Genomic DNA, 24,288 nt, shown 5'->3' with positions numbered 1-24,288 from the left:
GGGAGGAAACATTGTGACTTTGAACCGACGCAAATTCATTGCCGTTGGAACGGCTGCGGCTGCCACCCTCTCGGCGCCTGCGTTGCTGGCTGACGGGCACGGCAAGCCACGCGTCGTCGTGATCGGCGGCGGCTCGGGCGGGGCCACGGCCGCGCGCTATATCGCCAAGGACAGCAAGGGCGCCATCGACGTCACGCTGGTCGAGCCCACGCGCAGCTATTTCACCTGCTATTTCTCCAACCTCTATATCGGCGGCTTCACCGACCTCGAAGATATCAGCCACACCTATGGCACCCTGGCCGCGAAATACGGGATCAACGTGGTGCATGATTGGGCGGTGGACGTGGATCGCGATTCCAAGACCGTCAGCCTCGCCGGCGGCGCGGTTCTGCCCTATGACAAGCTGATCCTCAGCCCCGGCATCGATTTTGTCGAGGATGCCGTGCCGGGCTGGTCCGTGGCCGAGCAGAACAAGATGCCCCATGCCTACAAGGCCGGATCCCAGAGCGAGCTTCTAAAGGCGCAGATCATGGCCATGCCAGAGGGCGGGCGCTTTGCCATGGTGGCCCCGCCCAATCCCTATCGCTGCCCGCCGGGCCCCTACGAGCGGATCTCGATGGTGGCGCATGTGCTGAGCCAGGTGAACCCCACCGCCAAGATCCTCGTGGCCGATCCCAAACCCAAGTTCTCCAAACAGGCGCTGTTCGAGGAGGGATGGCAGCGGCACTACAGCGGCATGATCGAGCGGATCGGCCCCGATTTCGGCGGCGAGAACGTGAGCGTGGACACCGACGCCATGACCATCGACATCGACGGTATCGTGGAGAAGGTCGATGTCTGCAACGTGATCCCGGCGCAGAAGGCTGGCCGCATCGCCGATATGGCGGGCGTCACCGATGGCCGTTGGGCTCCGGTCAACGCCGCCGATCTCTCGTCCACGGTCGACCCGGACGTGCACGTGCTTGGCGACGCCGCCGCTCAGGGCGACATGCCCAAGTCCGGCTTTGCCGCCAATTCGCAGGCCAAGGTCTGTGCAATGGCGGTGCGCGGTGCGCTGACGGGGTCCAAGGTGTTCCCGGCCAAGTTCACCAATACCTGCTGGTCGCTCATCGCCGAGGATGACGGCGTCAAGGTGGGGGCAACCTACGAGGCGACCGAGGAAAAGATCGCCAAGGTGGACGGTTTCATCTCGCAGACCGGCGAAGACGCCGCGACGCGCAAGGCCACCTACGAGGAATCGGTAGGTTGGTACTCGGGGATCACCACGGACATGTTCAGTTGACCGGCGCGCGAACGCCCGTCTGATAAAGGAGTAAAGGAAATGAAACAGACAATTCTGGCCGGGGTTTTCGGCCTCATGGCGCTGCCCGCAATGGCGCAAGAGGCGGTGACCTATCCATTCAATGGCACATTCGGCGATGCGACATTCGCGGTCGAAAGCGCCATCCTCGACCGGGGGCTGGTGATCGACCTCACCAGCCATGTGGGCGACATGCTCAACCGCACCGGCACGGATGTGGGCAGCGACGTCAAGATCTTCGAGGCGGCCGACATCTTCCTGTTCTGCTCTGCCACCCTCTCGCGCGAGGTGATGGAAGCCGACCCGATGAACATCGCGCATTGCCCCTATGGCGTCTTTGTCGCGGAACGTGAGGGAGAGGTGATGGTGGGCTATCGAACCTACCCCGAGGGCGAGATGCAGAAGGTGCAGGCATTTCTCGACGAGATCGTTCAAGACGCGCTGGAATAAGGCCTCCGACCGGGCCGCGCAGGCGGCCCGGTTGACCTGACTCAAGGCAGGCAGGCCGCGTGCAGGCCAGACCCGTGCAAGACCATGTGAAAGGCCCGCGATGCTGGAAACACTGATCGACACCTACGGGGATGGGGCCGTGCTGGCGATGGCCGGCGCGCTTGTCGGCGTGATCTTCGGGGTCGCGGCACAGCATTCGCGCTTCTGCCTGCGGGCAGCGACAATCGAGGTGGCCGAGCGCCATTTCGGCCCCCGCCTGTCGATCTGGCTCATCGCGTTCTCCGCCGGGGTGCTCTCCGTTCAGGGGGCCATCGCGACCGGGGTTCTCGATGTGAGCCAGTCGCGTCAGCTTGCCGCCACCGGTAGCATGTCCGGGGCAGTCATCGGCGGATTGATGTTCGGCGCGGGCATGATCCTCGCGCGCGGCTGCGCGAGCCGCCTGCTGGTGCTCTCCGCCACGGGCAACCTGCGCGCATTGATCACCGGGCTGGTCCTGACCATCGTGGCACAATCGGCGCTGCGCGGGGCCCTCTCGCCCGCACGCGAGGGGCTGGCGCGGCTCTGGCTGGTTCCGGGCGGAGAGGCGCGCGACCTGCTGGCGCATCTGGGCCTGACGCACGCCACGGCGGCGACGCTGGCCGCTCTGGCGCTGATGGCCAGTGTCATGCTGGCGCTGATGCGCCATGTACGGGTTAGTCATGTTCTGGCCGGGATGGGCGTCGGATTGGCCGTCGGACTAGGCTGGCTCGCGACCTACGCGGTCTCGCAGACGTCTTTCGAGGTGATCCCGATCTCCTCGGTCACCTTCACCGGTCCCTCCACCGACACGCTGATGGGGCTGGTCAACAGCACCTCGCTTCCCCTTGGTTTCGGCGTGGGGTTGGTGCCGGGTGTGTTCGTCGGTGCCGCCTCGATGGCGCTTGTCACCCGCGAGTGGAAGATCGAACGCTTCGGGCCCGACACACCGATGGAGCGCTATCTTCTGGGCGCGGTGCTCATGGGGTTTGGCTCGATGCTGGCGGGGGGCTGCGCCGTGGGCGCGGGAATGTCCGGTGGTGCGATCTTTGCGCTGACAGCCTGGGTCGCGGTCACCGCGATGTGGCTGGGCGCGATGGCCACGCATCTGCTGATGCTGCGCCCCACCCGGCGGGCAGCGCCGGGTTAGACGGCACACCCGGGGTATTGCTGCCAAGACGAAACCCGGTCCGGTTCACGCGATTGCCCGGCTTTTTCCTGGTTCAAATACTCTGCCCGAGTACCGATCTCACTCCCATTCCATCTGCTCGTAGACGCGACCCGCGTTCTTGGTGGCCAGCTCCTCGAACGTGTCGAGATGTGCGTAGGGGGACTGGTCCACGTAATAGGCGTCCGCGAGGTCACCGCCCGCATCGAGATGCTCGGCGATGCGCGCGCGCAGATACTCGAGATAGCCCTTCGTGTAGCGGCGCACCTGGTCCATGTTCGTGGGGTGGCCATGTCCGGGGATTACGTAGGTGGCGTTTAGCGCCTCGAACTCGGCATCCCAGGTATCCAGCCAGTCGCGCGTGATCGTCTCGGGAAAGATCGGCAGCATGCGCTCATGAAACGCCATGTCGCCGGAGATGACGAGGCTCTGTTCGGGCAGCCAGATCACGATATCGCCGGGGCTGTGGGCGGGGCCCAGGTGGCGCGCCTCGATCCGATACGCGCCCATCTCCAGCAGGTAGTCGTCGGCAAAGGTTTCGGTGGGCATCACCACCTCGGTCCCCTCGGCGCGTTCCTTGGTGACGCGGCGCGCGGCCTCCAGCGACGAGCCGCCGTAGCGCTCGATCTCGTGCAGCGCATCCTCGTGGGCGATCACCGGTACGCCCTGTTCCACCCAGTAGGAATTGCCCAGCATCGCGTGGCCCTGCCCGTTCTCGTTGAAGACATGGGTCACGGATTGATCGGTAATGGCCTTGATTTCATCGTGCAGGGCCTTGGCCAGCCCGTAGGAGGCGCCGCCGTTGATGACCACGACGCCCTCGCCGGTGACGATGAAACTCAGGTTGTTGTTGTGGCCCGCGTTCTCGTAAGTGGGCGGCGCGGTGGCGCCTATGGCGGACCAGATACCGGGGATGAACTCCACCGGTTTGGAATAAAGCAGCGAGCCGGGATACTGGTCGGCGATATCCTCGCTGGCAAGCGCAGGGGCGGCGACGAAAAGGGCGGCTATGAAGAGACTGCGCATCTGATCACACCTCCGTCACGAAGCGATAGGCGCCATCCGCGCGCTCCACCCGGCCAAGCCCGCCGCCGGGCAGGTGAAAGCCCACCATTGCCATGCCGTCGGTGGCCAACTGATCGAGCAGACGCACCCGCGTGGCGATGCCCTGTTCGGTATCCTGATCCGCGCCGCTAGCCCAGTCGGGATGCGCCAGCGCAAGGTGGCCGTTGCCGATGGCGTCGCCCACCACCATCACCGCCGTACTGTCCTGTCGGACCTCGAAGCTGATATGGCCGGGCGTGTGGCCGGGCGTATCGTGGGCGAGGATTCCGGGCAGCACCTCCTGCCCGCCAGTGAAGGTCTCAAGCCGGTCCGCGATCGCCTCGAGCCGCCGTGCCGCGCCAACGGCAAAGCTGGCGCGCGCTGTACCGATGGTGTCGACGGTGGCGGGATCGGTCCAGTAATCCAGCTCCGCCTGCCCGATCATGTGGGTGGCGTTAACGAAGACCGGATCATCAAAATCGTCGAGCACGCCCCAGAGGTGATCGGGATGGGCATGGGTGAGCAGCACGTGGGTGATCTCGTCTGCGGAGACCCCGGCGGCGTCAAGCGCATCGGCGAGACGGCCCGCGCTGGGCATGAAGGCATGGCCCGAGCCCGCGTCGAACAGCACCGTGTTGGTGCCGTCGCGGTAGAGGGTAACGTTGCAGGGCGGGGTGAGCGTGTCGCCGGTGATACCGTGCTGCGCGAGCGCCTCGATGGCCTGCGCCTGTGGCAGATCGCCGATGAGGAAATCGAGCGGCAGCACGAGATTGCCATCGCTGAGCGTGGTCAGGCGCGCGGTGCCGAGTTCCATGTCAGTGGCGGCGAAAGCCCGCAGCCCTACGCCTCCCGAGAGCGCAGCCAGCCCCCCGACCATGAGCTCGCGTCTGGTAATCCGCATCTCTCCCCCCGTTCGTTAAATGCAAATATACGAATATGATTTCACGATGAGCGGCAAATAGCAAGGAAGATGCGTTGTTACTGACCTCTGAGCGTCGAGGGTTGGCAGCACGCACGCACGAAGTCAGTCGAGGCGTATCAGACCCATACGCTTGCCTGTCATCGCACCATGAACCTGCTCCATGCCTATTGGCACTTGCTATGCCCGCAGCTTGCGCAGGTCATGCAGCCCTCGATCATGCGCATCTCGTAGCTGCCGCAGGCCGGGCAGACGGGGCCCCTCGGGACATTTTCCAGCCCCACGACCTGCGCCGTCGGATCGGACTTGAGGCCCAGCCCCTCACCCTCGAGAAATCCGATCTGCACCATGTGCCGCTCCAGAATGCCGCCGATCGCCGCGAGGATCGAGGGCACGTACTTGCCCTGCATCCACGCCCCGCCGCGCGGATCGAACACGGCCTTGAGTTCCTCCACCACGAAGGACACGTCGCCACCGCGCCGAAATACCGCCGAGATCATCCGCGTCAACGCCACGGTCCAAGCGTAATGCTCCATGTTCTTGGAATTGATGAACACTTCAAAGGGGCGCCGGTGCCCGTTCAGCACGATATCGTTCACCGTCACATAGATCGCATGGTTGCTGTCGGGCCATTTGAGCTTGTAGGTCGCCCCCTCCAGCTCCGCGGGCCGGTCGAGCGGCTCGGACATGTAAACGACTTCACCGCCCTCGGCGGGAAAGTCGCCCCGGGCCTGATCCGAGCCCTCCCCGGGCACCTTGTCCTCGGTTTCGCTCACGCTCAGCACGGACCCCGTCACCTCGTTGGGCCGGTAGGTTGTGCAACCCTTGCAGCCGGACTCCCAGGCCTGCATGTAGACATCCTTGAACGCCGCGAAGGAGATATCGGCGGGGCAGTTGATGGTTTTCGAGATGCTCGAATCCACCCATTTCTGCGCCGCCGCCTGCATCTTCACGTGATCCTCGGGTGCCAGCACCTGCGCGTTCACGAAATGCTCGGGCAGCGGGGCGTCACCCATCTTCTCCCGCCACATCTGCACGGCGTAATCGACGACCTCTTCCTCGGTGCGGCTTCCATCCTTTTGCAGCACCTTGCGGGTATAACTGTAGGCGAATACCGGCTCGATGCCGCTGCTGACATTGCCTGCGTAAAGGCTGATCGTGCCCGTCGGCGCGACCGAGGTCAGAAGCGCGTTGCGGATGCCATGCTTCGCGATCGCATCGCGCACGCTCTCGTCCATGTCCCGCATGGTGCCGGACGCGAGGTACTTGTCGGCATCAAACAGCGGAAACGCCCCCTTCTCCCGGGCGAGGTCTACCGAGGCGAGATAGGCGGCGACGGCGATCTTGTGCATCCAGATTTCGGTCTGCCGCGCCGCCTTGTCAGAGCCATAGCGCTGCCCCAGCATCAAGAGCGCATCCGCCAGCCCCGTGACCCCAAGCCCGATGCGGCGCTTGGCGCGCGCCTCCCCGGCCTGCGCCTCAAGCGGGAATTGCGACACGTCCACCACGTTGTCCATCATCCGCACCGCCACCCGCACCAGATCCTTGAGCGCGGCCGCGTCGAGCCGCGCACGCGGCCCGAACGGGTCAATCACCAGCCGTGCGAGGTTGATCGAGCCCAGCAGGCAGGCGCCGTAGGGCGGAAGTGGCTGTTCGCCGCAGGGATTGGTCGCAGAGATATTCTCTACATAGCTCAGGTTATTCGCCTGGTTGATCCGATCGATAAAGATCACTCCCGGCTCGGCATAGTCGTAGGTGGCCTGCATGATCCGGTTCCACAGGTCGCGCGCGGGCAGCGTGTGATAGACCTTGCCGCCGAATTGCAAATCCCACGGCCCGTCGGCCTTGACCGCGTCCATGAAGGCATCGGTCACCAGAACGCTCAGGTTGAACATGCGCAACCGCGCCGCGTCGGATTTGGCAGCGATGAATTCCTCGATATCGGGATGGTCGCAGCGCATCGTCGCCATCATCGCGCCCCGGCGGCTCCCCGCAGACATGATCGTGCGGCACATCGCGTCCCACACATCCATGAACGACAGCGGCCCGCTCGCATCCGCCGACACGCCCTTGACCACCGCGCCCCTGGGCCGGATCGTCGAGAAATCATAGCCGATCCCGCCGCCCTGCTGCATGGTCAGCGCCGCCTCGCGCAGGTTATCGAAGATACCGCCCATGTCGTCCGGGATCGTGCCCATGACGAAGCAATTGAAGAGCGTCACCTTGCGCCCGGTGCCCGCCCCGGCGGTGATCCGGCCCGCGGGCAGGAACTTGAAGTCCTCAAGCGCGGCATAGAACCGTTCCTCCCAGACATCCGGTTCGGCCTCGACCGCGGCCAGCGCCCGCGCAACACGCCGCCACGTGTCCTCGACGCTTGCATCGCCGCCCTCGTCGGCAACATAGCGGTACTTCATGGACCAGATCTGTTCGGCGATCGGGGCGGAAAAGCGGGTCATGAGGCGTGTCCCTTGCGCTGGAGCGGAGATTGACAATAGCCCGCGCGTCGCGCGATTTCCAGCCGTGCCGGTCGCTCCCGTCTCAGCCCCTGGACCTGCGTGCCTCGCGCGGGGCGTGGCCGAACCGGCGGCGATAGGCGCGCGAAAAGCTCGACCTGTCCGAGAACCCTGTGCGCAGGGCGATCTCCAGAAGCGGGTGATCGGTGTCGCTCATCATCCGCCGCGCCGCCTGTAGGCGCAAATCCAGGTAGCAGGCCGCAGGTGCCTTCCCGAGCCCGTCTCGGAATATCTGTTCCAGCCGCCGCGTCCCGACCCCGAGCGCCGCGGCAATCCGGGGGACAGGCAAGGGCGCATCGACCGCCTGCCCCATTATCGTCAGCGCCTTCGACAGCCGCCGGTCGCGCGCGCCGGGGACCAAACCGGGGCGTTGCGGGCGCGTGGCATCGGAATACTGGTCATAGAGAAACGAATCAGCCACCTGCCCCGCCACGCCGAGGCCGCAGCGCGCGCCGATGAGGTGCAACATCATGTCCGCCGCGGGCACCGCCCCGCCCGCCGTCAGCCGGTTGCCCGAGCGCACGTAGCGGTCCGCCACCACCTCGACCGCCGGAAAGGCGGCAGCGAAATCCTCCAGGTCCTCCCAGTGCACGGTGGCGCGGTGCCCGTCGAGCAGCCCGGCCCGCGCCATGATCCACGGCCCGGCGTCGATCCCGCCGATCGCACCGAACCGCCCGGCCATCCGGCGCAGCGCGGCAATCAGGCTCCGGGTTGCCACCTCGGCCTGATCGTAGCCGGAGATCACCATCAGAAGATCGGCCCCCGCAACGTCGGCAAAGGCCCCCGATGCGGGCAGTTCGATCCCGCAGGTCAGCGGCGCCGCCACCCCGTCGGGGGTCACCACCCGCCAGCGGAACGCCTCGCGCCGCATCTGCCGGTTGGCGTTGCGCATCGGATCGAGCACCGAGGCCACCTCGAGGATCGAGGCGCGCGGCAGGACCAGCACCGCGATGTCGAGGGTGGCGCGCGAGGGCGCAAAGATCGTTTCGGAATTTGCCATCTTCCTTTCGTAAATCGTCAATCATCTCACCGCAACTCTGCTAGGCTTTGCGACAGCCAAGGAGGAATCCATGCCACTCAACATGAATCGCGAGGTGTTCATCACCTGTGCCGTGACCGGATCGGGCGGCACGCAAGACCGCAGCCCCAACGTTCCCCGCTCGCCCGCGGCCATCGCCGAGAGCGCCATCGCCGCGGCAAAGGCCGGCGCGGCGGTGGTGCACTGCCATGTCCGCGACCCCGAGACCGGCGCGCCCTCGCGCGATCCCGCGCTCTTTCGCGAGGTGACAGAGCGCATCCGCGACAGCGCCACCGACGTGGTGCTCAACCTCACCGCCGGGATGGGCGGCGACCTGATGTTCGACGGCACCGAGGCGATGGCCCGGATGTCGGCCGCGTCGGACATGGCTGGCGCGGCGGAACGGGTGGCCCATGTCGTCGACTGCCGCCCCGAGATATGCACGCTGGATTGCGGCACGATGAATTTCGCCGAGGCCGACTACGTCATGGTCAACACGCCGGGAATGCTGCGCGACATGGCCGCACGGATGGTGGCCGCCGGCACGCGGATCGAGATCGAGGCGTTCGATACCGGCCACCTGTGGTTCGCGAAACAGCTCGTGGACGAAGGGATCATCCCCGAGCCGGTGCTGGTGCAGCTTTGCATGGGGGTGCCGTGGGGCGCGCCCGACGATCTCAACACCTTCCTCGCGATGGTGAACAACGTGCCCGCAGGCTGGCACTGGTCGGCCTTCGGCCTCGGGCGCAACGAGATGCCCTATGTCGCGGCGGCGGTGCTGGCGGGGGGCAATGTGCGCGTCGGGCTCGAGGATAACCTGATGCTCGACCGCGGTGTGCTCGCCACCAACGCGCAACTGGTCGAGCGCGCGGTGGGCATCGTCGAGGCGATGGGCGCACGCGTGGTCGGCCCCGACGCGGTGCGCGAGCGGCTGAGCCTCGAAAAGAGGGCACCACTGTGACCGGCGCACCCCGCAAGGCGGCCATCATCGGCGGCGGCGTCATCGGCGGCGGCTGGGCCGCGCGCTTCCTGCTCGCGGGCTGGGACGTGGCGGTGTTCGACCCCGACCCGCAGACCCCGCGCAAGATCGGCGAAGTGCTCGACAATGCCCGCGCCGCACTCCCCGCGCTTTCCGACCTGCCGATGCCGGAGGAGGGCCACCTCACCTTCGCCGACAGCGTCGCCGAGGCGGTGGCGGGGGCGGCCTATGTGCAGGAATCGGTGTCCGAGCGGATCGCGCTCAAGCACCGAGTCTATGCCGAGATACAAAAGACCGCGCCAGATGCGCCGCTCGGCTCTTCCACTTCGGGCTACCGCCCCTCGGTGTTGCAGGAAGAGGTGGCCAACCCGGCCTCGATCTTCGTCGCGCATCCGTTCAACCCGGTCTACCTGCTGCCCTTGGTCGAACTCGTGCCCTCTCCCGCCACCGCGCCGCAGGTCATCGAGACGGCCAAGGGGATATTGCAGGAAATCGGCATGTTCCCCCTCCATGTCCGCAAGGAGATCGACGCCCATATCGCCGACCGCCTGCTAGAGGCCGTCTGGCGCGAGGCGTTGTGGCTGGTGCGCGATGGCGTGGCCACCACCGAGGAAATCGACGACGCGATCCGCATGGGCTTTGGCCTGCGCTGGGCACAGATGGGCCTCTTCGAGACCTACCGCATCGCCGGGGGCGAGGCCGGGATGCGCCATTTCCTCGGTCAGTTCGGCCCCTGCCTGCAAGAGCCGTGGACGCGGCTAATGGACGTCCCCGAGTATGACGACGCCCTTGTTGACCTGATCGCCGGACAATCGGATGCGCAATCGGGCCACCATTCCATCCGCGAGCTGGAGCGTATCCGCGACCGCAACCTCGTGGGCTTTTTGCGGGTGCTGAAGGAAAACGGCTGGGGCGCGGGGCGCGTGATCGCCGATCACGACGCGCGCCGCGCAGGCGCAGGGGAGTGACCGCAATGGACTTTGCCCTCACCGACGAACAGCGCATGATCGTCGAAACCACCCGCGCCTTTGTCGAGGCCGAACTGCTGCCGCACGAGGCCCAAATCGAGCGCACCGGCCACCTGCCGATGGACCTCGTGGCCGAGGTTCAGAAAAAGGCGATGGCCGCCGGGCTCTATGCCGCCAACATGCCCGAGGAGGTGGGCGGCGCCGGGCTCGATACGCTCACCTGGCTGCTCTACGAGCGAGAGCTTGGCCGCGCCAATTACGCGCTGCACTGGACCTGCGTGGCACGCCCCTCCAACATCCTGCTCGCGGGCACGCCAGAACAGCGCGAGCGCTATCTCATGCCCTGCATCCGCGGCGAGACATGGGATTGCCTCGCCATGACCGAGCCCGACGCCGGATCGGACCTGCGCGGAATGCGCGCCACCGCCCGCCGGGTGGGCGGCGACTGGGTGCTCGACGGTACCAAGCATTTCATCAGCCACGCCGACATCGCGGGTTTCACCATCGCCTTCATGGCCACCGGCGAGGAGGACACGCCAAGGGGTAAGCGCAAGCGCATCACCGCGTTCTTCGTGGACAAGGGCACGCCCGGTTTCACGATCCGCCCCGGCTATCGCTCCGTCTCGCATCGCGGCTATACTAACGCGATCCTCGAATTCGACGGCTGCCGGGTGCCCGACGCCAACGTTCTGGGCGAGGTGCACAAGGGCTTCGACGTGGCCAACGAATGGCTGGGGGCCACCCGTCTCCAGGTCGCGGCCACAAGCCTCGGGCGGGCCGAGCGAGCGCTGGCCCTGTCCCTCGGCTGGGCCGCCGAGCGCCGCCAGTTCGGGCAGCGGATCGGCAAGTTCCAGGGCGTGTCCTTCAAGCTCGCCGACATGGCGACGGAACTGAAGGCCGCCGAGCTGCTCACCCTCTGGGCGGGTTGGAAGGCGGACCAGGGCACGGTCACCGATTCCGACATGGCGATGGCCAAGCTCAAGGCGACCGAGGTGCTGGCGATGATCGCTGACGAGGCAATCCAGATCCACGGCGGCATGGGGCTGATGGAGGAATTACCGCTTGAGCGCATCTGGCGCGACGCGCGGATCGAGCGCATCTGGGAAGGCACCTCCGAGATCCAGCGCCACATCATCAGCCGCGCGCTGCTCCGCCCGCTGGGCGGCTGAGGGAGGGGAGATGGGCGATCTGGCGCGCCTCCTGCGACCCCGGAGCATCGCCGTGATGGGCGCCGGCTGGGCGGCGAACGTGATCGCGCAATGCGACCGGATGGGGTTTTCGGGTGAGGTCTGGCCGGTACACCCGACGCGGGCCGAAATCGGCGGGCGACCCTGCTACCCGAGCCTCGCCGACCTACCCGCCGCGCCCGACGCCACCTTTCTCGGCATCAACCGCCACGCCACGGTCGAGATGGTCGGCGCGCTCGCGGGTATGGGCGCAGGCGGGGCGGTCTGTTTCGCCTCGGGTTGGCGCGAGGCGGGCGAGGACGGTCTGCAAGCCGCGCTCGTCGAGGCTGCCGGGCCGATGCCGGTGCTCGGCCCCAATTGCTACGGCTTCATCAACTACCTCGACGGCGCACTCCTGTGGCCCGATCAGCATGGCGGGCAGCGGGTCGAGACGGGCGTGGCGATCCTCAGCCAATCGTCGAACATCGCGATCAACCTCACCATGCAGGCGCGCGGCCTGCCCATCGCCTATATCGCCTGCCTCGGCAACGCAGCACAGGTGGGGCTGAGTGACCTCGCCCTCGCCATGCTCGACGACCCGCGCGTAACCGCGCTCGGCCTCTATATCGAGGGGGTGGGCGACGCCCCGGGTTTTGCCGCGATGGCCGAACGGGCACGCGCGGCAGGCAAGCCCATCATCGCTCTGAAATCCGGCAAGACCCCATCCGCGCAAGACGCTGCCGCGAGCCACACCGCCGCGCTCGCCGGCGAAGGCGCCGCTTCGGGCGCATTCCTGCGCCAATGCGGCGTGGCCGAGGTGGCAAGCCTCGACGCGCTGCTGGAAACGCTCAAGATCGTGCATGTTCACGGGGGGCTTTCCGGCACCCGGTTCTGCTCGGTATCGAGCTCGGGCGGCGAGGCAGGGCTCGTCGCCGATCTCGCGCCGCGCCACGGCCTGCGTTTCGAGCCACCCGCACCGGCGACAGCGGCGCGGCTCTCCGCCACGCTCGGGCCGCTGGTGCGCGTGGCAAACCCGCTCGATTACCACACCTTCATCTGGGGCGACGTGGCCCGCACCACCGACGTCTTTGCCACCATGCTCGGCGACTACGACGCCGGGCTTTTCATCATCGACCCGCCGCGCCCCGACCGCTGCGACCCGGCGAGCTTTCAGCCCGCGCTCGACGCCATCGAGGCGGCGCAGGCGGCGACCGGCCTGCCCGCCTTCCCCGTGGCCTCGCTGCCCGAGAATTTCGACGAGCCGCGCGCCATCGCCATGCTGGGGCGCGGGGTGGTGCCGCTGATGGGGATCGATACCGCGCTCGCGGCGCTTTCGGCGGCGTGCCTCCCACCCGTGTGCCCGGGCTGGCGGCCTTGGCCGGTGCGCTCGGGGGCGGAGCCGCGCCTGCTCGACGAGGCGGCGGCCAAGGCGCGACTCTCGGCGGCAGGCGTGGCGGCGCCACGCGGCATCACCGCGCCCTCGCTCGCGGCACTCGATCCGGGCGGTGCAGGGCTCGCGCCGCCCTTCGCGCTCAAGGGCCTGGGCCTTGCCCACAAGACCGAGGTCGGGGCCGTGCGGCTCGGCGTGACCGATCCGGCGCGCGAGGCCGATATGCCGGGCGTCACCGGCTACCTGCTCGAAGAGATGGTGACCGGCGGCGTGGCTGAGATACTGGTGGGCCTGCGCCGCGACCCGGTCTATGGCGCGACGCTGACGCTGGGCGTGGGCGGCGTGGCGGCCGAGCTTCTGGCCGACACGGTGACGCTCGTCTGCCCGGTCACCGCCGAGGACATCGCCGCCGCGTTGCGCGGCCTGCGGCTCTGGCCACTGCTCGACGGCTGGCGCGGGGGGCCGCGCGCCGATACCGTCGCGGTAGGGGCCGTGGCACTGGCGCTTCAGGACATGATGGAAAGCGACCCAAACATCGCCGAAATCGAAATCAACCCGCTGATCCTGTGCAGCAAAGGCGCGGTGGCGGCGGACGCATTCATCCGGGAGGAGACATGATGGACATGCTGACCGAAGGGCCGATCCGCACGCGGATCGAAGGGGCGGTGCTCGAGGTGACGCTCGACCGACCGAACGCCAACGCCATCGACCTGGCGACAAGCCGCATCATGGGCGAGGTATTCCGCGCCTTCCGGGACGATGACGCCCTGCGCGTCGCGATCCTGCGCGCGGCGGGCGAGAAATTCTTCTGCCCCGGTTGGGATCTCAAGGCCGCCGCCGGGGGCGACGCGGTAGACGGCGATTACGGTGTCGGCGGGTTCGGCGGATTGCAGGAATTGCCGCACCTGAACAAGCCGGTGGTCTGCGCGGTGAACGGCATCTGCTGCGGCGGCGGGCTGGAACTGGCACTGTCCTGCGATTTGATCCTCGCCGCCGACACCGCGCGCTTTGCCCTGCCCGAAATCCGCTCTGGCACGGTGGCCGATGCCGCCTCGATCAAGCTGCCCAAGCGCATCCCCTACCACGTCGCGATGGACCTGCTGCTGACCGGGCGCTGGTTCGACGCCGAGGAAGCCCTGCACTGGGGCCTGCTGCGCGAGGTCTGCGCGCCCCACAACCTGCTGGAGCAGACATGGGAACTGGCGCGGCACCTCGAAAGCGGCCCGCCGCTCGTCTACGCCGCCATCAAGGAGATCGTGCGCGAGGCCGAGGCGATGCGCTTTCAGGATGCGCTAAACCGGGTAACGCGGCGCCAATTCGCCACCGTCGACACGCTATACGGTAGCGAGGATCTGCTGGAGGGCCAGAACGCCTTTGCCGAGAAGCGCGACCCGGTCTGGAAGGGGCGCTGAACCTCCGAATTATTACGGTCGCGTGTTCGAGGAGCTCAAGACCGGTTCCCGCTCCTGAGCAACATGCTCAGCTCCCTTCGCCCTCCGAGACGAGGCTCGACAAATCCGCCGCTGCCTCGCGCATCGACGGCAGATACTCCAGCGCCCGCGCGATATCAAAGCGTTGCGTGGGCGCGTGAAAGGCCAGTGTCGCCATCAGCCGGTCGTTGACGTCCAGGATCGGCACGGCGAGCGCGATCATGTCGCGCATGAATTCCTCGCGGTCGAGCGAATAGCCCTGCGCCCGGACTTGGCTGATCTCAGCCATCAGCGCATCTGGATCGGTCAGGGTGTTGGGCGTGCGCGCCTCCAGATCGGTCGCCAAGAGGTATTTCATCAGATGCGGCCGCGCCAGCGACGACAGGTACATCTTGCCGCTCGCCGTGCAGTAGAATGGCACCCGTGTCCCGATGGGCAACTGGATGCGCAACGGCCATTGCGTTTCGACCCGTTCGAGATAGATCATCGCGTCGCGGTCCGGCAGGGCGATGTTGCAGGTCTCGCCAATCTCGCTGCTCACCCGCTTCAGGATCGCCTGCCGCGCCGTGCGGATGCGCAGCGATGACAGGATACCGCCCGCCAACCGGCGCAGACGCGGCCCCGGCGAATAGGTCCGCCCGTCCATGTCGCGTTGCAGGAATCCCTCCTCCTCCAGCGTGGCAAACAGGCGGTGGATGGTGGGCTTGGGCAGGCCGATGGCGGCGTTGACCTCGGTGGGCGTGACCGGCACGCCCGCCCGGGCGATCTCTTCGATCACCAGGAGCAGGCGCAGGTTGGTCGGGATCGTTCCCGTGCTGTCCCCGTCCATACAAACCCCACCGTCATCGGTTCGGCAAAAGCGCCGTCGAAAGCTGCGGCACCAGTGCGACGATGAACCAGACCGCCAGCAATGCCACAAGATACGGCACCGTGTAACGCAAAAGCCGGAAATAGGGAACGCCAGTCACACCGGATGCGACATAGAGATTGAGCCCGTAGGGCGGCGTGATAAAGCCGATGGAGGCCCCCACGAGGAAGATCACCGCGAATTGCACCGGCTCCACCCCCACCTCATGCGCGATCGGCGCAAGGATCGGGGCAAGGATGATCGTCACCGGCAGGCTTTCCAGCACCATGCCGCAGACGAAAACGATCGCCATCGAGGTAAACAACACCGCGTAATAACCGCCCATCGACGTCACGAAACCGCCAATCACCTCCTGCGCGCCCAGCACCGACATGATCTGCTGCATCACGACCGACACGGCGATGAGCGGCGCGAGAATGCCGGTGATCTGCGCGGACCGCATGGTGATCGACGGAAGCTCCAGCGGGCTGAACCCCTCGACCACCAGCATCTCCGAGACGCGCTTCTCGTTCACGTCACGCCCCTTGGCTCCACCCATGATCCGGTAGAGCGGCAGGCTGACAAAGCCCACGATCACGCAGAATCCCACTGTTACCCCCGCCGCCTCGGTGGGCGAGAACTTGCCCGTGTAGATACCCCAGAGCACCAGCCCGATGGCAAAGAACCCGAGCCATGCGCCAATCGCTGTCTTGATCACCCGCATCGGGCTCAATGGGATCAGGAACCCCCACTTGTTGCTCCAGCAGATCAGGAACGCGGCAAACATCATCGCGCCCACCATCAACGCGCCGGGCAGAATGCCGGCGACAAACAGCTCCGAGATGGGCAGGTTGAGCAGGAAGCCATAGACGATAAAGATGATCGAGGGCGGGATGATGATCCCCACCGTTCCGCCCGCGGCCGCTGTCGCGGCCGAGAACCGCTCGTCATAGCCGCCCTTGACCATCTCGGGATGCAGCATCGAGCCGATCGTCGCTGTCGTGGCCGAGTTGGAACCCGAAATCGCGGCAAAGAGCCCGCAGGCCCCGAGCGACGCCATCGCCAGCCCGCCGCGTATCCAGCCAAGGCAGGCATAGGCGAAATCACTGAGCCTGCGCGCGATCCCCGAGCGGTTGATCAGGTCTCCCGTCAGGATGAACAGCGGCATCGCCAGCAGGGCAAAACCGTCGGTGAACACATCCGCCAGCGCCCCGCCGATATTCTGCAACGGCATGCCAAGGACGAAGGACACGCCGATTACCCAGTAGCCGATCACCAGAAAGACCGGCACGCCCAGCATGAACAGAAGCGTCACCCCGATGGAGATGAGCGTGACAAGCGTCGATGGGTCGGTCATGTCAGTCGCCTCCGATCACGGCTTGGGTTATGAGGGTGTTTCCGTGCCGGAAATTGGCGATGTCAGCGAGCAGGTTCTCGATCACCCGCGCCACCAGCGTGGTGAACGCCAGCGGCACCGATAGCAGGAACCACCACTGCATCACGTTGTCCGTGCCCAGCATGATCTGGAAATTCGCGGCGGAATTGGCGGCCACCTTGGTCGAGGTGACAACCACGACCCAGGAAAACCCGATCCACAACAGCGCATCCAGCACCAGGCACGCCATCTGTCCGGCGCGCGGCATGGCCATGCGAAACTCGGCGAACGCCAGATGCGTGCGCAGCTTGACGTTAAAGCTGCACCCGAACCACGTCATGATAAGAAACAGGAAGGGCGGCAGCGTGGTGGACCACGGCGCCTGCTGTGACAGCACGAAGCGGCGGAACACCTCGACAAATATGATCCCGCCGATGGCAAGGTAGGAAACGACCATCAGCGTCTGTTCGAGGTTACGCTCGGTCCACGGCACAACGCGGTAAAGAACGAGAAACGCCAGCGCCAGCATCAGCATCGCCATCAGGCCCAGCGGCCAGACCGCCGGGGCGCGCATCGCTTCGCTCAACATCCATGAATCGCCCGAGGCGAGGGCACTCAGGATATCACCCGTGCCCTGAAACCAGCCGGTCATGCCCACTCCTCCCCTTGGGTTGCCGTATGTCGTGGCCGCACGTATCGGCGGCTTGGGGTGCCGGGCCGCGCGTGCGGCCCGGCCCGATGCTAGGCGATCACGCCGCGCGCCACCAGCGGCGCGGCTCGACATTCTCGGGCAGCGTATCCCTGGGGATCTCGCGTGCCACGTCATAAATCTCCTGGTAGGTGTCGATGCCACCCGCCCAGCCGTTGAGACGCTCGCGCCACTGCGCCCACGGCTCGGGGTTGAACTCGGGCGAGCACATCTCCTCGGCCATCTTGATCTGATCGTCGGCGAGGAAGGCGGGCCGCACGCCGTGCTCGGCAAAGATCGTGCCGGGAAGCTGCGGGTCCGAGAAACCGACGGTCTTGACCAGCGCCGCCTCGTTCGCCGCCTGCACATGCACCTGCGCAAGGTAGGCCGATTCCATGATCGCCTCTTGCAGATGCGGCTCCATCGCGTCGAAGACGCGCGCCGACATCGACGTATGCTCGGTCCCGCAGAAGAACTTGAGATCGACCGACTGGCTCACCACCGGTGACATGTTGGCATAGGCCACCGCGGATGCCCATGTCTCGGCCCCGTCGATCAGCCCCTGCTTGAGCCCGTCAAGCGTCTCTTCCCATGCCACCGGCACCGGGTTGAGATTCAGAAGCTGCATGGCGATGCGGCCAAGCTGCGTACCCGTGACGCGGTTCTTGGTGCCAAACAGCTCTTCGAGCTTGGTCACCGTGGGCTTCTCGGCGAAATTGTTGCCAAGCTGGATACCGCGCAACTCGCAATGCGAGAACAGGAATTTCAGCCCGTGCCGCTTTTCCAGCGGCTCGCGCAGGATGCGCTGCGATTCAGGGCTGTAGAGGAAATGATACTGCGAGGCCCGGCTCGGGAACATGTAGGCATAGTCGAGCACGTTGAGATACGGCGCGCCACCGGCCGAGTTCTGCGTAGAGGCGGCATACATGTCGATCACGCCGGTCTGCGTCTTCTCCACGCAGTTGAGCTGTCCGCAGATCTGGTTGTCACCGATGAACTCAACCCGGATCTCGCCCTCGGTCCGCTCCTCAAGGTCGCGGGCGAATTCCAGAACGCCGGCGCGCTCGATCAGAAGGTTGCGCGCGTTGAAGCCTGCGGCGCCCAGCTTCAGCGTGTGCTTTGGCTCCTTCGCGAAACGCTTATCATAGGTGCTCTCGGCGGCCCGCGCGAGCGAGGGCAGGCTGACCGCCCCGGTCAGCGCGCCCGCGCCCATCACCACGGATGACAGGCCAAACTGGCCGGTCAGGCGAAACAGGTCCCGGCGGGAAATCCCGCTGAGCGCTTTCGATACTTTCATGACGTCCTCCCTGATTTTGCAATAATGATACTTGCAGTCTCAATATTGATAGACATATGCTCGTTCTGGCAAGGAAAATCTTTTCCGCACATAATTTGTGCAAAGGTCGGTCGAAAATGTCTGAATTATCAGCGGATTACGTGATCGTCGGGGCAGGGTCTGCCGGGTGCGTGCTAGCGAATCGGCTTTCCGCCGACCCGAAGATCAAGGTCATCCTGATGGAGGCGGGCGGGCGCGACTGGAACCCGTGGATCCACATTCCGGTCGGCTATTTCAAGACCATGCACAACCCCTCGGTCGACTGGTGCTACCGGACCGAGCCCGACCCGGGGCTGAACGGGCGCGCCCTCGACTGGCCGCGCGGCAAGGTGCTTGGCGGCTCCTCCTCGCTCAACGGGTTGCTCTACGTGCGCGGCCAGCCGCAGGATTACGACCGCTGGGCGCAGATGGGAAATCCCGGATGGGGTTGGGACGACGTGCTGCCGCTGTTCAAGCGCTCAGAGCGGCAGGAACGCGGCGCCGACGATTATCACGGCGACCAAGGGTCGCTCTCGGTGTCCAACATGCGCCTGCAACGGCCCATCTGCGACGCATGGGTGGCCGCCGCCCAGGAGGCGGGCTATCCCTTCAATCCCGATTACAACGGCGCTCGCCAAGAGGGCGTGGGATACTTCCAGCTCACCGCGCGCAAAGGGCGGCGCTGCTCCGCCGCTGTGGCGTTCCTCAACCCTGTGCGCAAACGCGAGAACCTGACCATCCTGACCCGCGCGCAGGCCAGCCGCATCACCTTTGACGGCACCCGCGCCACCGGCGTGGCCTACCGCGACCGCGCAGGGGTGGAACATGTGGTCAAGGCCAATGCGGAAGTCATCCTGTCCTCCGGCGCCATCGGCTCGCCACACCTGATGATGCTCTCGGGTCTGGGCGAGGCGGCGCACCTGCAAGAGCACGGCATCGAGGTGCTGCGCGATATGCCCGGCGTCGGCCGCAACATGCAGGATCACCTGCAGGCGCGACTGGTGTTCAAGTGCAACGAGCCCACCCTCAACGACGAGGTGCGCAGCCTGTGGAACCAGGCGCGCATCGCATTGAAATACGCGATGTTCCGCGCCGGTCCGATGGCCATGGCCGCCAGCCTCGCCACCGGCTTCATGCGCACCGGCGACCATGTGGAAACACCCGATATCCAGTTCCACGTACAGCCCTGGTCCGCCGACAGCCCTGGCGAGGGGCCGCATCCATTCTCGGCCTTCACCATGTCGGTCTGCCAGCTGCGGCCAGAGAGCCGGGGCGAGATTCGCCTCGCCTCAGCCGACCCGGCCACCTACCCGAAAATCCACCCCAACTACCTCTCGACCGAAACCGACTGCCGGACCATCGTCGAGGGCGTCAAGATCGCCCGCCGTATCGCCCGCCACGCGCCGCTCAACTCCAAGATATCCGAGGAGTTCCGCCCCGACGCCGCGCTCGACCTCGACGATTACGAGGGCACGCTCGATTGGGCACGCAACTATTCCACCACGATCTACCACCCCACCGGCACCTGCAAGATGGGGCCGGGTGGCGACGCGGTGGTCGATGCCCGGCTGCGTGTGCACGGCATCACCGGGCTGCGCGTCGCCGATTGCTCGATCATGCCCGAGATCGTCTCGGGCAACACCAACGCCCCCGCCATCATGATCGGCGAAAAGGCCTCCGACATGATCCTCGAGGACCGCACCGGCTGAGCGGGTTCAGGCCGCCGTCTTGCGCGGGGCCCCCTCCCACTCAAGCCCGGGCCGGTAACGCGCGGCCACCCGGCCCTCCTCCAGTGCCAACAGGTGCAGCCAGCCGTTGTCAAACAGCGCCCGCACCTCCGCGTGCCGCGTCAGCACATCCGCGATCGCCTCGCGCGGGGCCTCTATCATCACCGACAGGCGCAGCGGCTCGTGTACCGCGCGCTCGCCGTCATGGACGGCCTGCCACGGCAGGCCGGGACGCAGGATGCCGCCATTGCCCTGCACCACGCCGATCCCGCCCACCACGTTGTGGATGCGCTTGTTGCCGCCGCCAAAGACCACCGGCGCCACGGTCGAGCCGTAATATTGCAGGCTGATCCAGCTTGCCACCACCATCGGCGCAGTGAGGATCAGCTCCAGCGTGCCAAAACCCGCATCCGCCCGCCAGTCATAGCTGTGGAGGAAGGCGCGCCCGCCCAGATCGGCCCCGGCGGTCACCCCGCGCGGCGCGGCGACAAAGGCGGCGCAGCCCGCCAGCCCCCATTCCGGGCGCAACTCGGCCCAGTCCAGCGCGCGCCGCGCCACCGTGTCGGCCCGCGCGCCGGGCAGACGGCCCGCCCGCTCCGCCCGCGCCACGCCCCCCGCCGCATTGAGCCACGCCCGCGCCTGCGCAATGTCGGCTTCATGGTCCGGGGCGGGGGCGTCCTCGTAGAGCGTGACCCTGTCGGTGGTGGTGTCGTGCAGCCCGGCCATGAACAGCGTGTCGCGGGGCAGGTCGATGCCGTGCTCGGGCAGGCCCGCCCGCGTCTCGGGATCGTTGAGCAACGCGGCCAGGAGCCGCGCCGAGACCTCGCCGGTCTGCCCCCCGCAGGCGCCGCAATGATAGGCGCTCTCGTGCGGGTTGTTGGTCACCTGCGCGCCGTGACCGAGGAGCAGCACCAGCCGCGCGTGCCCCGTGGCCAGGCTCATCGCGCGCAGCACCATTGCCGCCGTCCCGGCCTTCTGAGCGGCGCCCAGGCCGCCTTCGATCCGTGGGGCGGGATCGGGTGCGGGGCGCTCGGCCCCCAAGCCCAGTGCATCGCGCACCAGCTTCCAGCCATAGGCCGGGCCTGCCGCCTCGACAAAGGCAAAGGACGACACCGCCGCCTGCCGGAACCGGCCCCAGGCCCGCACCGCGCGGGCCGCGATGCGCGCCGCCTGCTCGACCTCGTCGCCCTCGTGGCTGCACGAGGTCAGCGCCGGTTTGAGCAGGACCGGCAGATGCGCCTGCGCCATGTCGGTGCCCTGCGGTTTGTGCGCCACCGGCAGGCCGAAGAACCCGGCAAACCCGATAGTCTCGATCCCACCGCCCTGCGCCTCGAGCGCGCGGCGGAACACCTCCGAGCGCACGTCGATGCAGAACGCAGCCTGCAGCGCCGGGCGTGCATCCTGCACCGTGGCCCCGGTCAGGGCCGCCGACAGGTGGCGCTGATAGGCGCGCTCGGCGGCGTCCTGAAGGATCGCGTCAATCGCTTGATCGGGCGTCGGGGCGACCGGCACGGCATGGGCGGCCGCCGCGTCCTGCCAGCCGCTTTCGACCTCCGGCGCATGGTCGATGAGCGCCTCCTCCCAGATCATGCGGATCGCCAGCAAGTCGGTGATGGTGGTGTCGCTCTCGCCCGCCATCTCGGCTTGCCACAGCAACCAGCGCGCGTGCTGCGCCCAGCCGCCCAGATCCATCAACAGCCGGTGAAAGGCCGTCCCGGCCGCCGCTTCCGTCAGGCCCAGCCGCTCGGCGGCGCGCAGGATCGCCCGCTCCGCCGTGTCCGGCGCGGCGGCGACATGCGCGCAAAAGCCGGTGAGCCCCGCGATCTCCGGCGTCAGGTCATGGGTCGCCCATTCGCGCCACGCGGCAAAGGCCCCGCGCCCCGGCGCGGGCGTCCACAGCGCCTGCCCCCGGTCGAAATGCCCCGCCGCCCACAGCCCGAAGCTGCGAGCGATCACGGCGGGCCAGTCGGTGCCGGTGGCCTGTGCCGCCAGCTCCGCCACCGTGGGCAGGGCCTGCGGCTCGGGGCTTTCCGTGGCAAGCTTCGCCTTCAACAACGCCAGATCGGCGGGTTTAAGCGGTGACGAATTTGCAAAGAGCGCGGCGGCGAGGTCGTCATCGGTGATCTCGCCCGCCTCCACTTTCGCGGCATACTCGGCGCGCGGGCGGGAGAGGCGCACCCCCGCCACCCGCGCCAGCCGTGCGGATGCGGTGGCAAGGTCTTCCTGCGCCTGCCCGAGGAACGGGTTGACCGCCACGGTCGCGTCCAGCGGGAATGCGGGCGGGATGGCCTTTGCCGCGGCCTCGGCGCTTGTCAGCAGGCCCGAGACCCGGTCGGCGGCGATCTGTGTATGCTTGAGGAACATCTGTCTCTACTCCTGCCCTGTCAGTTGGATTTCACGGTTTTCAGCCCGCCGATCAGGCGATCGAGAACGGCGTTGAGGTAAAGCCCGTTGGCCAGGTGCACCCGCAGCCCGGCGGTCGAGGGGTGGTGCGCCCAGAGCGGGAACAGCGCCTGCGCCACCGCCACCAGCCCGAACGAGCCCAGCGCCAGCACGATGAGGCCCCACTCCAGCGGCCCCGGCGCGGGCGGCACGGGCAGATGCGTGCCCCAGAGCACCCCCGACAGGACGTGAAAGCCGAAATAGGCCACCGCCGCCGCCAGCGAGGCGCGCGCCGTGTGCCATGTCAGCGCGCGCGGCGCGGCATCGGCCAGGCCCTGCGCCACCAGATAGGCCACCCCGAAGATCAGGATCGCCCCCAGCGCCAGCGCCTGCGCCGATTTCGGCCCCGCGATGAGGCCAAAGCCGGTGGCCACCACCGCGTAGAGCACCAGCGCCAGCGCGAAGGACCGTGCCACCGCCGACAGCCCCGGCACCGCCACCGGCCCCGGACGCCGCACCGACAGCACCGCCCGCACTGCCCCGCCCGAGGCGAGGAACGCGTGCGCCTTGTAGAGCGAGTGCGCCACGATATGCAGCATCGCCAGCGCCCACAGGCCAAGCCCGCATTGCAGCAGCATGAAGCCCATCTGCGCCACCGTGGACCACGCCAGCGCGGTCTTGACCGCCGATTGGGTCAGCATCACCGCCGCGCCGAAAATCGCGGTGAAGCCACCCAGCATCACCAGCGCGGCCATCGCGCCGGGGCTTGCCTGCACCACCTCGGCCAGCCGGATGAGCAGCAGCCCGCCGCCGTTGATGATGCCCGCGTGCAAGAGCGCCGAGACCGGAGTTGGGGCCTCCATCACCTCTGTGAGCCAGCCGTGCAGTGGAAAGGCCGCGGTCTTGAGCGCCGCCGCAATCACCAGCAACGCCACCGCGAGCTTGGCGGCGAGCGGCAGGCCCGCGCCCGCCGCCTGCGCAATCTCCGCGATCCCGATGGTGCCAAAGGCTTGCCACAGGAGGGCTGCGGCGAGGATCAGCGCCGCATCGCCCGCGCCCCACACGAGGGTGAACTTGGCCGCCGCGCGCCGCGCCTCGGCGCGCTCGGGGTAGAACAGCAAAAGCTGCCGGATGGCCAGGCCGGTGGCCATGAAACCGGCGGCCAGAACCGCGAGGTTCGCGGCCTGAACCTGCAGGTTCACCGCCGCCAACGCGGCCAGAAGCAGCCCGTGAAACGCCCCTTCGCGCGCCTCACCGTCGAGGTAGCTGCGCGTGTAGCGCACCACCACCCAGCCTACGAACGAGACCAGCACCACCATCGTCGCGCTCACCGCGTCGAGCCGCACAAGGCCCGCCAGCGTGACCGGACCAGCAATTACGAGTTGCGCCAGCCCCGCAACGCCAACGACCAACGCGGCCAGCGCGGCCCCCTCCGCCAGCCGCGGCAGGGCCCGCGGGCGGCGACCGGGCCGGGCGATGGCAAGCGCCGAAACGGCCAGTAAAATAAGGGGTGTAAAGAGGCTCAGAGGGGGCAGGTCCATATCTTGCGTCTCCTGTTCCAGAGGTTTGCAGGAGGAGATACGGCTTGCGCACC

At 67.1% G+C, this 24,288-nt stretch carries 18 protein-coding genes and 1 pseudogene; 9 read left to right on the top strand and 10 right to left on the bottom strand.

All coding sequences use genetic code 11. The features are described from left to right. The first annotated feature begins 13 nt into the window (after positions 1–13). From AC13D8_RS13965 to AC13D8_RS13955, 3 genes are all read left to right on the top strand, one after another. The gene (locus AC13D8_RS13965; protein WP_482969328.1) at positions 14–1,282 is read left to right on the top strand and encodes an FCSD flavin-binding domain-containing protein; all 1,269 of its coding nucleotides are present in this window, start codon (positions 14–16) and stop codon (positions 1,280–1,282) included. A 39-nt stretch (positions 1,283–1,321) separates the two neighbouring features. Continuing rightward, positions 1,322–1,750, top strand: a complete 429-nt coding sequence (locus tag AC13D8_RS13960; RefSeq protein WP_104020023.1) for a DUF302 domain-containing protein — start codon at positions 1,322–1,324, stop codon at positions 1,748–1,750. Between the two features lie 100 nt (positions 1,751–1,850). Continuing rightward, positions 1,851–2,915, top strand: coding sequence for a YeeE/YedE family protein (locus tag AC13D8_RS13955; RefSeq protein WP_482969327.1), 1,065 nt, complete (start codon positions 1,851–1,853; stop codon positions 2,913–2,915). Positions 2,916–3,014: 99 nt separating this feature from the next. Here AC13D8_RS13955 and AC13D8_RS13950 read toward each other — a convergent pair whose 3' ends face one another. The 4 genes from AC13D8_RS13950 to AC13D8_RS13935 form a co-directional block, all read right to left on the bottom strand. After that, positions 3,015–3,959, bottom strand: a complete 945-nt coding sequence (locus AC13D8_RS13950) for an MBL fold metallo-hydrolase (protein WP_482969326.1) — start codon at positions 3,957–3,959, stop codon at positions 3,015–3,017. A 4-nt stretch (positions 3,960–3,963) separates the two neighbouring features. Next, positions 3,964–4,878, bottom strand: a complete 915-nt coding sequence (locus tag AC13D8_RS13945) for an MBL fold metallo-hydrolase (protein WP_482969325.1) — start codon at positions 4,876–4,878, stop codon at positions 3,964–3,966. 185 nt (positions 4,879–5,063) lie between these two features. Further along, complete coding sequence (locus tag AC13D8_RS13940) at positions 5,064–7,352, bottom strand: adenosylcobalamin-dependent ribonucleoside-diphosphate reductase (protein ID WP_482969324.1); 2,289 nt, start codon at positions 7,350–7,352, stop codon at positions 5,064–5,066. An 82-nt stretch (positions 7,353–7,434) separates the two neighbouring features. Then, positions 7,435–8,409: a GlxA family transcriptional regulator gene (locus tag AC13D8_RS13935; protein WP_482969323.1), complete on the bottom strand. Its 975-nt coding sequence runs from the start codon at positions 8,407–8,409 to the stop codon at positions 7,435–7,437. 70 nt (positions 8,410–8,479) lie between these two features. On the opposite strand from AC13D8_RS13935, the gene bcoG reads away from it, so the two are divergent. From bcoG to AC13D8_RS13910, 5 genes and pseudogenes are all read left to right on the top strand, one after another. Then, positions 8,480–9,388 (top strand): 3-dehydrocarnitine:acetyl-CoA trimethylamine transferase BcoG, encoded by a 909-nt coding sequence (gene bcoG / locus AC13D8_RS13930; protein WP_482969322.1) that lies wholly within the window; start codon positions 8,480–8,482, stop codon positions 9,386–9,388. Beyond that, positions 9,385–10,356, top strand: a pseudogene (locus tag AC13D8_RS13925) (3-hydroxyacyl-CoA dehydrogenase NAD-binding domain-containing protein); the annotation flags it as partial. The gene bcoG and the pseudogene AC13D8_RS13925, both read left to right, overlap by 4 nt. A gap of 23 nt (positions 10,357–10,379) precedes the next feature. Next, positions 10,380–11,543 carry an acyl-CoA dehydrogenase family protein gene (locus AC13D8_RS13920; RefSeq protein ID WP_482969321.1) on the top strand — a complete coding sequence of 388 codons (1,164 nt, stop codon included), beginning with the start codon at positions 10,380–10,382 and terminating at the stop codon, positions 11,541–11,543. A 10-nt stretch (positions 11,544–11,553) separates the two neighbouring features. Continuing rightward, entirely contained in the window at positions 11,554–13,548 is a 1,995-nt protein-coding gene (locus AC13D8_RS13915; protein WP_482969320.1) for an acetate--CoA ligase family protein, read from the top strand. Continuing rightward, positions 13,545–14,342 carry a carnitinyl-CoA dehydratase gene (locus AC13D8_RS13910; RefSeq protein ID WP_482969319.1) on the top strand — a complete coding sequence of 266 codons (798 nt, stop codon included), beginning with the start codon at positions 13,545–13,547 and terminating at the stop codon, positions 14,340–14,342. The genes AC13D8_RS13915 and AC13D8_RS13910 overlap by 4 nt, the downstream gene beginning before the upstream one ends. 67 nt (positions 14,343–14,409) lie before the next feature. Here the strand turns inward: AC13D8_RS13910 and AC13D8_RS13905 are convergent, their stop codons facing one another. The 4 genes from AC13D8_RS13905 to AC13D8_RS13890 all read right to left on the bottom strand — a co-directional run bounded on the left by AC13D8_RS13905 (position 14,410) and on the right by AC13D8_RS13890 (position 18,567). Then, positions 14,410–15,189 carry an IclR family transcriptional regulator gene (locus AC13D8_RS13905; protein ID WP_482969318.1) on the bottom strand — a complete coding sequence of 260 codons (780 nt, stop codon included), beginning with the start codon at positions 15,187–15,189 and terminating at the stop codon, positions 14,410–14,412. A gap of 13 nt (positions 15,190–15,202) precedes the next feature. Continuing rightward, positions 15,203–16,564, bottom strand: coding sequence for a TRAP transporter large permease (locus AC13D8_RS13900; protein WP_482969317.1), 1,362 nt, complete (start codon positions 16,562–16,564; stop codon positions 15,203–15,205). Position 16,565: 1 nt separating this feature from the next. After that, positions 16,566–17,234: a TRAP transporter small permease gene (locus AC13D8_RS13895; protein ID WP_482969316.1), complete on the bottom strand. Its 669-nt coding sequence runs from the start codon at positions 17,232–17,234 to the stop codon at positions 16,566–16,568. A 97-nt stretch (positions 17,235–17,331) separates the two neighbouring features. Beyond that, positions 17,332–18,567 carry a TRAP transporter substrate-binding protein gene (locus AC13D8_RS13890; protein ID WP_129431130.1) on the bottom strand — a complete coding sequence of 412 codons (1,236 nt, stop codon included), beginning with the start codon at positions 18,565–18,567 and terminating at the stop codon, positions 17,332–17,334. Positions 18,568–18,683: 116 nt separating this feature from the next. On the opposite strand from AC13D8_RS13890, the gene AC13D8_RS13885 reads away from it, so the two are divergent. Further along, positions 18,684–20,294 carry a GMC family oxidoreductase gene (locus tag AC13D8_RS13885; RefSeq protein WP_482969315.1) on the top strand — a complete coding sequence of 537 codons (1,611 nt, stop codon included), beginning with the start codon at positions 18,684–18,686 and terminating at the stop codon, positions 20,292–20,294. Positions 20,295–20,300: 6 nt separating this feature from the next. On the opposite strand, the gene AC13D8_RS13880 is transcribed toward AC13D8_RS13885, so the two are convergent. Together AC13D8_RS13880 and AC13D8_RS13875 are read right to left on the bottom strand one after the other, a co-directional pair. Beyond that, positions 20,301–22,676 (bottom strand): YbcC family protein, encoded by a 2,376-nt coding sequence (locus AC13D8_RS13880; protein ID WP_482969314.1) that lies wholly within the window; start codon positions 22,674–22,676, stop codon positions 20,301–20,303. A 20-nt stretch (positions 22,677–22,696) separates the two neighbouring features. Further along, positions 22,697–24,235 (bottom strand): proton-conducting transporter transmembrane domain-containing protein, encoded by a 1,539-nt coding sequence (locus AC13D8_RS13875; protein WP_482969313.1) that lies wholly within the window; start codon positions 24,233–24,235, stop codon positions 22,697–22,699. Positions 24,236–24,288: the final 53 nt, after the last annotated feature.

The sequence above is a fragment of the Roseovarius sp. B-10 genome (assembly GCF_056859295.1).
Note: the sequence above shows the minus strand (reverse complement) of the source record. Positions and strands in the feature narration are given on the sequence as shown.

Bases quoted from the DNA above. Each gene is read 5' to 3' on its own strand.
- AC13D8_RS13905 (WP_482969318.1), bottom strand. From the start codon at position 15,189: ATGGACGGGGACAGCACGGGAACGATCCCGACCAACCTGCGCCTGCTC.
- AC13D8_RS13885 (WP_482969315.1), top strand. From the start codon at position 18,684: ATGTCTGAATTATCAGCGGATTACGTGATCGTCGGGGCAGGGTCTGCC.
- AC13D8_RS13880 (WP_482969314.1), bottom strand. From the start codon at position 22,676: ATGTTCCTCAAGCATACACAGATCGCCGCCGACCGGGTCTCGGGCCTG.
- AC13D8_RS13940 (WP_482969324.1), bottom strand. From the start codon at position 7,352: ATGACCCGCTTTTCCGCCCCGATCGCCGAACAGATCTGGTCCATGAAG.
- AC13D8_RS13915 (WP_482969320.1), top strand. From the start codon at position 11,554: ATGGGCGATCTGGCGCGCCTCCTGCGACCCCGGAGCATCGCCGTGATG.
- bcoG (WP_482969322.1), top strand. From the start codon at position 8,480: ATGCCACTCAACATGAATCGCGAGGTGTTCATCACCTGTGCCGTGACC.
- AC13D8_RS13890 (WP_129431130.1), bottom strand. From the start codon at position 18,567: ATGAAAGTATCGAAAGCGCTCAGCGGGATTTCCCGCCGGGACCTGTTT.
- AC13D8_RS13875 (WP_482969313.1), bottom strand. From the start codon at position 24,235: ATGGACCTGCCCCCTCTGAGCCTCTTTACACCCCTTATTTTACTGGCC.
- AC13D8_RS13960 (WP_104020023.1), top strand. From the start codon at position 1,322: ATGAAACAGACAATTCTGGCCGGGGTTTTCGGCCTCATGGCGCTGCCC.
- AC13D8_RS13920 (WP_482969321.1), top strand. From the start codon at position 10,380: ATGGACTTTGCCCTCACCGACGAACAGCGCATGATCGTCGAAACCACC.
- AC13D8_RS13950 (WP_482969326.1), bottom strand. From the start codon at position 3,959: ATGCGCAGTCTCTTCATAGCCGCCCTTTTCGTCGCCGCCCCTGCGCTT.
- AC13D8_RS13935 (WP_482969323.1), bottom strand. From the start codon at position 8,409: ATGGCAAATTCCGAAACGATCTTTGCGCCCTCGCGCGCCACCCTCGAC.
- AC13D8_RS13955 (WP_482969327.1), top strand. From the start codon at position 1,851: ATGCTGGAAACACTGATCGACACCTACGGGGATGGGGCCGTGCTGGCG.
- AC13D8_RS13900 (WP_482969317.1), bottom strand. From the start codon at position 16,564: ATGACCGACCCATCGACGCTTGTCACGCTCATCTCCATCGGGGTGACG.
- AC13D8_RS13945 (WP_482969325.1), bottom strand. From the start codon at position 4,878: ATGCGGATTACCAGACGCGAGCTCATGGTCGGGGGGCTGGCTGCGCTC.
- AC13D8_RS13910 (WP_482969319.1), top strand. From the start codon at position 13,545: ATGATGGACATGCTGACCGAAGGGCCGATCCGCACGCGGATCGAAGGG.
- AC13D8_RS13895 (WP_482969316.1), bottom strand. From the start codon at position 17,234: ATGACCGGCTGGTTTCAGGGCACGGGTGATATCCTGAGTGCCCTCGCC.